Source organism: Mesorhizobium sp., assembly GCF_004962925.1.
In the GTDB taxonomy this organism is placed as follows: Bacteria; Pseudomonadota; Alphaproteobacteria; order Rhizobiales; family Rhizobiaceae; genus Mesorhizobium.
In genome coordinates this window covers 1-8446 of record NZ_SUEO01000040.1, presented here as the reverse complement: position 1 = coordinate 8446, position 8446 = coordinate 1, and the positions used below count along the sequence as shown (strand labels likewise).

The following is an 8446-nucleotide window of genomic DNA, read 5'->3' as shown; positions in this document are numbered from 1 at the left end:
GCCCTACGGGCTCGACCTGCCGATCATCACCATCCGCGACATGGTGCGAGCGCAGTTGATGCTGGTCGACCATTTCGGCATCGAAAAACTGTTCTCGGTGCTCGGCGGCTCGATGGGCGGCATGCAGGTGCTGCAATGGGCGTCGAGCTATCCGGAGCGCGTTTTCTCGGCGCTGCCGATCGCCACCGGCGCCCGCCATTCCTCGCAGAACATCGCCTTCCATGAGGTCGGCCGGCAAGCGGTGATGGCCGACCCGGAGTGGCACGGCGGCAAATATTTCGAACAAGGCAAGCGCCCGGAAAAGGGACTGGCTGTGGCGCGCATGGCCGCTCACATCACCTATCTGTCGGAAGCGGCCCTGCACCGGAAATTCGGCCGCAACCTGCAGGATCGTGAAGCGCTCACCTTCGGTTTCGACGCCGACTTCCAGATCGAGAGCTATCTGCGCCATCAGGGCATGACCTTCGTCGACCGCTTCGACGCCAACTCCTATCTCTACATGACCCGGGCGATGGACTATTTCGACCTCGCCGCCGACCATGGCGGACGGCTGGCCGACGCCTTCGCCGGCACCAAGACCCGTTTCTGCCTGGTCTCCTTCACTAGCGACTGGCTGTTCCCGACCGAGGAGAGCCGCTCGGTCGTCCATGCGCTGAACGCGGCCGGCGCCTCGGTGTCCTTCGTCGAGATTGAGACCGATCGCGGCCACGATGCCTTTCTGCTCGACGAGCCGGAACTGTTTGCCGCCATCAACGGCTTCATCGCCTCGGCGGCCCGCGCCAGGGGGCTCAGCGCATGACCTCTGAGGATTGCAGGCCTTCCGAATCGGCATCATGCGCCAGGCATTCGCGCATGACGCCGAAAAGTTGCAGACTTTTCGGACCGGGATCATGCGCCAAGCATCAGCGCATGACCCCGAAAAGTTGCAGACTTTTCGGACCGGGGTCATGCGCCAAGCAAAAGGCACGATCATGAGTGTCAACCACGCCCAGCGCGTCGACCTCGAAGTCGTCGCCGGTCTCATTCCGGCGCAGGCGCGGGTGCTGGACGTCGGCTCCGGTGATGGTCTGCTGCTCGAATTGCTGCAGGCGACGAAGCAGGTCGACGGCCGCGGGATGGAACTGTCGCAACGTGGTGTCAACGAATGCGTGGCGCGCGGCCTATCCGTCATCCAGGGCGACGCCGACAAGGACCTCAAATTCTATCCCGACAAGGGTTTTGACTTCGTCGTCTTGTCGCAGACCTTGCAGGCGACCCGCAACCCGAAGCTGGTGCTCGACGAGCTGCTCAGGATCGGCAAGCACGCCATCGTCTCCTTTCCCAATTTCGGCCACTGGCGGGTGCGCCTTTCGCTGTTCCTCGACGGGCGGATGCCGGTGACCAAGGACCTGCCCTATTCCTGGTACGATACCCCCAACATCCATTTCTGCACCATCCGCGACTTCGTCAATCTCTGCGATGAACTCGGCGCAACGGTGGAAAAGGCAACTGCGCTCGACGCCAATGGTCAGAAAATCGGCCTCTCGATGCCATGGTGGTTCTGGAATTTCTTTGGCCAGCAAGCGGTATTCTTGCTGAAGCGATAGCTGTTGTTCGCCCCTTCTTCGGCCCCTCTGACGGTTGAAGTGCCGGAGGCTGTTGCAAGCCGATTTACCGACGGGCTAAGACATGGACACGAACTCAGGTCGGTACGAACGATTGCAGTGTACTTGATCAGCGGGCGTGCCTTTGCATAACCAACCGGAACCAGTATCTTCGCGGGCCGCGACGACTATAGTCGCTTGGCCTCTGGTAAATTTTTGGTGCAAAGATGGTTGAAGGACAGCCAACCTATTCACTCGTTGTGGAAATGGATAACGCCAAGTCGATCGACTGGGACGAGATCGGCGTTGGGTTGACTGCCTTGGCTCGAGAAATCGCCGCGGTTTCCTCAGCTGGCTTTGCAAGACCGCAGGTTGTCATCTCCCACGGCGGGCGAGATGCGGATGCCGCCTCGCTGCGTAGCAGTTTCACAAACGAAGCGCCGCAGTTGGAACGGGTTGCCGACCTGATCTTCACCGCTTGCCCAGGCGGTCGATATTACGACCTCAAGAACAACGGCATCCTGTCAACTGATGGAGATATCGTCATCTTCATGGACTCGGATACCGTGGCAGAACCGGGCTGGCTCACGACTCTTCTTGCCCCGTTTCAGGACCCTGAAATTATTTGCGTGAACGGATATACATATCTTTCATACGATGATTTCTTTTCAAGGACATTCGCGCTGATTTGGTTTTTCCCTATGCCTCAGGGGGATGCACGATTTGCTTCCAAGCGAGCGATCAACGCCAATAACAGTGCCTTTCGACGCGACTGGATTGTCAGCCATCCTTTTGCGAAACACAATGGATTCAAGGTTTCATGCACTCTGCTGACGCATGAACTTCGACGTGAAGGCCATAGAATTCTGAACGTCAATGCCCGGGTCTATCATTACTCGCCACGTGGTTGGCGGTTCTTTTGCTGGCGCGCGTTGGTAACGGGCCGAGATGCCGACCGGAAGTTTGTGGAACTGAAGTCGCCGAGCCGCATGCAGCGGATTGTGAAGTCGTTCAGCCGATGGTGCACCATGTCATGGCGCACAATGCGACGCGTAATCGGCCATGCCCGCCAGACAGGCATGCCGCTTTGGCAAATTCCATTTTCCCTGATTGTCGGTCTGGCATTCTACAGCTTGGCGTTTTGGGGCCAATTCAGTTTCGCTGCGGGTCTCGTTGGCGACGAAATCGAAGTCGTGCCTGACTATGTCGAACATAGCTAGGTGCCGCCGCGTTCGTGATTTCGGTCGTTTCTTTGAATGGGTTAGGAAGCGGCCACCAAGCGGCTCTAGCGTGGCATCAAGAATTCGCCAATGTCCGACGAGTTCCGCCTCAATACTTTGTGATGACACGATCGCTTCTTTTTTGTAGCGTCGAATCGAACGCAATCCTGGGGGCGGGTATGGAAACGAACATCCGGTCTATTCGATGGCTGTGGAACGCGGGGCATAGCTGAGGCGACATGCCCGAGATGGACCCTGCTCCACTCATCACGGTGATCACGCCGACCCACAACCGGCGCAGCACGGTCTTGCGCGCCGTGGAGAGCGTGCTTGCGCAGAACCTTACCCGCTTCGAGCACATTGTTGTCGACGACGGCTCGACCGATGGCACGGAAGCGGCGCTGGCTGCCATCCGCGACCCTCGCCTTATCTATGTCGGCGCGAAATGGCGAGGCGCCAACGCCGCCCGCAATGCCGGCATCGAACGGGCGCGGGCGCCTGTGGTGACATTCCTGGATTCCGACGACGTCTACTTGCCGAACCGGCTGGAGCGGACGCTGGCGTGGTTCGAGGAGAATCCGACACTTGAAGTCCTCATCAGTTCGTTCGTGTCCCTGAAGGGCGATCGCAGCAGCAACTGCATCAACCGCGGCGCGTTCCTGACACGGAACACGCTGGAAAGGGCGTTGGTCGCGCAGACGATCTTCATAGCCGGATCGGCGATTACCGCCCGGCGCGAGGCCTTGCTGGCGATCGGCGGCTATGACAGCGACATCGCACGGATGCAGGATCGCGAATTGCTGTTGCGCTTCGCCGGGCGCAGTGGCGCGCAACTGTCCGAAGAGGTCGACTGGAAAAAGTACAATTCGGAGAATTCGATTTCACGACAACGTGACGGCTATGTCGAAGCCTACGCAAACCTGATCTGCAAACACCCCTACATCATCGACCGCTATCCCGACATTCCGCCTTACATGATCGCACGGCAGATCATCGCCGATACGATTAAAGGCAGGGTTTCGCAGGCATTTGCCGGCTATCTGGCCAACCGGTCGTCGAAAGCGCTCGGCTACTCGCTGCCGCAACTGTTGCGCGGCTATGTCGGCGGCCGGCGCTGGCGTCGTGATCTCTACGATGAGTTCCGCACCAAATATGGCGCGCGGCCGGCCTGAGCCAACCAGGGGTTCATCGGTCAAGTTCCGGAAAGTATGGATCGGAGAAAAGCCGCCGGCCGCGCTCGCCTTGCAAACAGTCGACCGGTGTCGCCGCGTCGATCCGGATTGTTCCGGGACCGGCCCTGGGACCTATAATGCCGCTGACCTCTAGGACCAACTTGCGGCGTATGGCGGTCACGAATTCGGAAGCGGCATAGACCGGCAGCACGAAAGAGCCAGGGCCGCCGGTAACGCACTCGGCATAGTATTGGTCGAGATGGCTGAAGCTGGGCGACGGGCTGATCAGGATCGGCAGGCCGTTGATGACGATGCCGTTTGCCACCGCGGCGTCGCGTATCGTGGTGACGGGCATGCCGATGTTGTTGGGGCCATCGCCTGAAATGTCGATCACGCTGCGCGTCGCGTCGAAAGCGGTTCCACCGAGAAGCTTCGCGCCGAAGGCAAGCGCGCCGGAAATCGAGGTGCCGCGAAAACTCCTGAACGGGCGGGCCTCGATCTTGTCGGCGAAAGCGTTGGCGCTCTCGGCATTGTCGATGACCTGCCAGGCAATGAGCGCATCGTCGCGGATGGTGCCTGCCCATTCGAAATAGGCGAGCGCGATGCGACCCTTCGCACCCGAGCGCACCGCCTTGATGAAGTCGGGGTGGCGCAGCGCCTCGACATAGCCGGCGCGCTGCAGAGCGAATTCCCTTTCGTCCATCGAGTGCGAAATGTCGACCGCCAGCACCAGTTCGACGTCCACGGCAATGGTATCGGCAGGCGCGGCCAGTGGCGCTGCCTGAGCGCAGGCAAGGCAGGCAAGCAGGCTAATGCATGTCGCCCAAAAGTGCACAGCGGTTTTGGGGTAACGACATGCATAGAAACAAAGACTTAAAGCGTGTCGCATGAATATCTTCAACGGGGCGCGCTTTAAGCGCGTCAAGCATGGGTTCAACGCCGCAGACTTCCGAACGATACCGGCAATCTTTCGCTGCGATCACGGCGAAATAAAGCTTGGCTGCGTATGGCCGGCTATGTCTCTTGGTAGGCTGCGGCGACGGCCGGGGGTGGCTCGATCGCGCCGGCCCTGACACGGACCGGCTTGAGAGCTGGTCGGCCGATGTCTTTCACGATCGCCAATGAGCGCGGAAAGAATTCACTGTTATGCTGGCCACGGCCGATATTGAGGATCGTGGCGTCGGCAAGACGCGCCTCCAGCATCGACAGCACCCGCCTCAGCGTCGCGCCGTCGAACGTGTCCAAAGCCTCGTCGATGATCACCCATTTCGGCTGCCGCAGGACCAGCCGGGCAAAGGCAAGCAGGCGCTGCTCGTCATCGCTCAATTCACGCTCCCAGCGCGCGGAGCGGTCGAGCGAGGACGACAGACGCTCGAGACCGACCTCGGCAAGCACCGCCGAGATCTCGGCATCGCTTACCCCGGCATTGGCGTGGTCGAGCACCTCGCGCAGTGTGCCGAGCGGGAAATAGGGCTTGCGGGGAACGAAGGCGGGCACCTCTCCGGCCGGCATGCCGATCCGCCCGCTTCCCCACGGCCACAGACCGGCAATGGCGCGAAAGAACAACGTCTTGCCGGCGCGCGGATCGCCGGTAATCATGACGCGCTCGCCGGCGCGGATTTCGACATGGGGCTCGGCTAGCTTCGTACATCCATCCCGCGACGCAATCTCGAGTTTCTCGAATGTCAGCCTGCCATTCGGGTTTTCGCCGATCGTGATGCGTTCTTCGGCGTCGTGCAGCACATCCGTTTCAACAAGCGCGATGCGGAAATCGGCGACGCGCATCAGCGTGGCGCGCCAATCGGCGATACCGCCGATATTGTTGATGAACCAGCGCAACGAGGAATGCACCTGGTTGAAGGCGCCGACGGCCATCATCAGCCCGCCGAAGCTGATATCGCCGGCGAAATAGACCGGTGATGCGACGAGGATCGGCGCGACGACAGTGATCCAGCCATAAGTATCGGTCACCCAGGAAAGATTGATCTGGGCGCTGTAGATGCGCCGCATCGCGCCCAGCACCGTGCCGAGGTCGAACTCCAGCCGCCGTCTCGCGTCGGCCTCGCCGTGCGCTAGCGCGATGGCATCGACATTCTCGTTGACGCGGACCACCGAGGAGCGCAGCTCCGCTTCACGCGTATAGCGGTCGCTGTTGAAGCGTATGAGCGGCCGTCCGACCAGCCAGCTCAGCCAGGAGGCGGTGCCGGCATAGAGGATCGCGGCCCACACCATGTAGCCCGGAATGGCAAGCGAATAGCCGCCGATGTGGAAAACGAAGCCCGAAGACAGCGACCATAAGACGCCGACGAAGGAAACAAGCAGAATAAACGACTGCAATAGCCCTATGCCGAGACCGGTAGAAAGATCGGAGAGATGCCCGGCATCCTGCTGCAGGCGCTGGTCGGGGTTGACGCCGATGGCGCCGGCGTTGGCTAGCCGGAAGGCGCGCGCCGGCCGCATCCATTCACCGATCAGGTCGAGGGTCAACGCCTCACGCAGCTTCAGCCGGATCATCTGGTCGAGCCAGGTTTGGCCGACATTGAGCACCACAAGCCCGCCGGCGATGGCGGCAAAGATCATAAGCTGGTGCAGGAAACCCTGCATGTCGCGCCGCGCCAGCGCGTCGTAGAAGGGCTCGTTCCAGCGATTGAGCAGGACCTGCCCGATCGAGGTTGCCACAATGACGGCGACTATGCCGATGCTGGCCCAGACCAATTGTTTGCGCATCGGCGAGGTGCCCAGCGCCAGCTTGATTGTCGCCAGCTGGTCGCGCAGGCTGCTGGCCTCGATCGACGCGGCAACCGGTTTGGCCCTGGCCTCGACATCCGGATGATCAGCCATTGATGAAGTCCTTGAATTCGAAAAGCGGTGCTGAAACCGGTGAACAAGTCGACTCAATCGGGTAGCAAACCCGCCCTCGACAGATAGGTGAGAAAAAGCGCGATTCCGATCACGAAAATGTCATCGACGGACCGGCAATGTTATGGCCCCGGCCCGCGCTATCCGGCCGAGCCTTGTGGCGCCATGCGGGGAGAAAACCGGCACGAAGACGCGGCGAGAGGCGCGCTGGGCAACCGGCACGCCCTGGTAGAGCCGCTTCTGCGCCTCGACCACGATGACGCCGGAAAAGATCGGCCAGAGCCTGCGGCCGGCGCGCTCCAGCACGTTGTGGAGCTGCATCATGAAGCGTCGCCGCGATGGCGGGAAAAACAGGGCATCGGACCAGGCGGCGGGCGTGAAGTTTGCTTCGCGCAGCAATTCGGTGAGCTGGCCGCGCGAGAAAGGCCGGCCGCTGCCGAACGGCGTATGCTCGAAACGGGCCCAGACACCGCGCCGGTTGGGCACGACGATGACGACGCGGCCGGCGGGCGACAGCACCCGCCAGATTTCGTTCAGCGTCTCGCGCGGGTTCTCGGCGTGTTCGAGTGAATGGACGAGCAGCATGCGGTCGATGGAGGCATCGACCAGCGGCAATTCCTCATCGAAGACCAGCGCGGTTGCGGTCGGCCCCGTGACCGGCCAGACCACCGCACCCTGCGTCGCCGGCATGAAGGCAAAGACACGCTCCGCGTCGGTGCCGAACCGCTCCAGCCACGGCAAGGTGTAGCCAAGGCCGACCAGCCGCTCATTGGGCACAACAGCCCATATCGAGGACAATGCCATGGTGATCGAGCGTTCGGCCAACCGCCCGAGCGTGGTCGAATAGAAGGAGCGGAGGTCGACGATATCGGAATGCATGCGCGGGACGGTATCTTCGATGCTGTCCAAGTTCAACAAAGGCGGATGACATCCGCGGGCAAGCGCCCTATGTCTGCGGCGACAAAGGAGAGACGCCATGCCGGTTGAAATCGAACAGTTCATGTGCCGCAGCGATAATTTCGGCGTGCTGGTGCATGACCCCAAAAGCGGTCAGACCGCACTCATCGACGCGCCCGAGGAGGCGCCGATCCTGGCGGCGATCGAGCGTACCGGCTGGACGCCGACGATGATCCTGACCACCCACCACCATGTCGACCATGTCGAGGCCAATCTGGCGCTGAAGGAGCGCTTCAAGCTGCGCATCGTCGGACCGGAGGCGGAAAAGGCCAAGATCCCCGGCATCGACGAAACCGTCGAGCAAGGTTCGGTCATCCACCTCGGCGATGAGAGGATCGACGTGATCGCCACGCCCGGCCACACGACAGGCCATGTCACCTATCATCTGCCGGCGTCGAAAGTGGCGTTCGCCGCCGACACGCTGTTTGCGCTCGGCTGTGGCCGGCTGCTCGAATGCAAGCCGCCGGTGATGTATGATTCGTTGAAAAAGCTCGCGGCACTTCCGGCCGAGACGGTCGTCTATTGCGGCCATGAATACACGCTCGCCAACGCCCGCTTCGCGCTGACCGTCGACCCGACCAATCCGGCGCTGAAGGAGCGCGCCGCGAAAATCGAGGCGCTGCGCGCCGATGGCAAGCCGACGCTGCCGACCACG

General features: G+C 61.3%; 8 protein-coding genes. 5 read left to right on the top strand and 3 right to left on the bottom strand.

Annotation, left to right across the window (positions count from 1 at the left end; translation table 11 throughout):
* The 4 genes from E5W87_RS11035 to E5W87_RS11020 form a co-directional block, all read left to right on the top strand.
* Positions 1 to 799 (top strand): homoserine O-acetyltransferase (locus tag E5W87_RS11035; protein ID WP_292396911.1); only part of this gene is annotated, 799 nt, incomplete at its 5' end.
* A gap of 172 nt (positions 800 to 971) precedes the next feature.
* Positions 972 to 1586: a methionine biosynthesis protein MetW gene (gene metW / locus E5W87_RS11030; RefSeq protein ID WP_127288532.1), complete on the top strand. Its 615-nt coding sequence runs from the start codon at positions 972 to 974 to the stop codon at positions 1584 to 1586.
* Positions 1587 to 1810: 224 nt separating this feature from the next.
* Entirely contained in the window at positions 1811 to 2803 is a 993-nt protein-coding gene (locus E5W87_RS11025; protein WP_292396909.1) for a glycosyltransferase family 2 protein, read from the top strand.
* Positions 2804 to 3042: 239 nt separating this feature from the next.
* Positions 3043 to 3975, top strand: coding sequence for a glycosyltransferase family A protein (locus E5W87_RS11020; RefSeq protein WP_292396906.1), 933 nt, complete (start codon positions 3043 to 3045; stop codon positions 3973 to 3975).
* 13 nt (positions 3976 to 3988) lie between these two features.
* Here E5W87_RS11020 and E5W87_RS11015 read toward each other — a convergent pair whose 3' ends face one another.
* The 3 genes from E5W87_RS11015 to E5W87_RS11005 all read right to left on the bottom strand — a co-directional run bounded on the left by E5W87_RS11015 (position 3989) and on the right by E5W87_RS11005 (position 7713).
* On the bottom strand, positions 3989 to 4789 hold the full coding sequence (locus tag E5W87_RS11015; protein WP_292396979.1) for a DUF1194 domain-containing protein: 801 nt from the start codon (positions 4787 to 4789) through the stop codon (positions 3989 to 3991).
* Positions 4790 to 4989: 200 nt separating this feature from the next.
* Complete coding sequence (locus E5W87_RS11010; RefSeq protein WP_292396903.1) at positions 4990 to 6816, bottom strand: ABC transporter ATP-binding protein/permease; 1827 nt, start codon at positions 6814 to 6816, stop codon at positions 4990 to 4992.
* Positions 6817 to 6936: 120 nt separating this feature from the next.
* A complete protein-coding gene (locus E5W87_RS11005) occupies positions 6937 to 7713 on the bottom strand; it encodes a methyltransferase domain-containing protein (protein WP_292396901.1) in 777 nt (258 codons plus the stop codon).
* A 97-nt stretch (positions 7714 to 7810) separates the two neighbouring features.
* Between E5W87_RS11005 and gloB the strand changes: the two genes are divergently transcribed.
* Positions 7811 to 8446 (top strand): hydroxyacylglutathione hydrolase (gene gloB, locus E5W87_RS11000; RefSeq protein WP_292396898.1); only part of this gene is annotated, 636 nt, incomplete at its 3' end.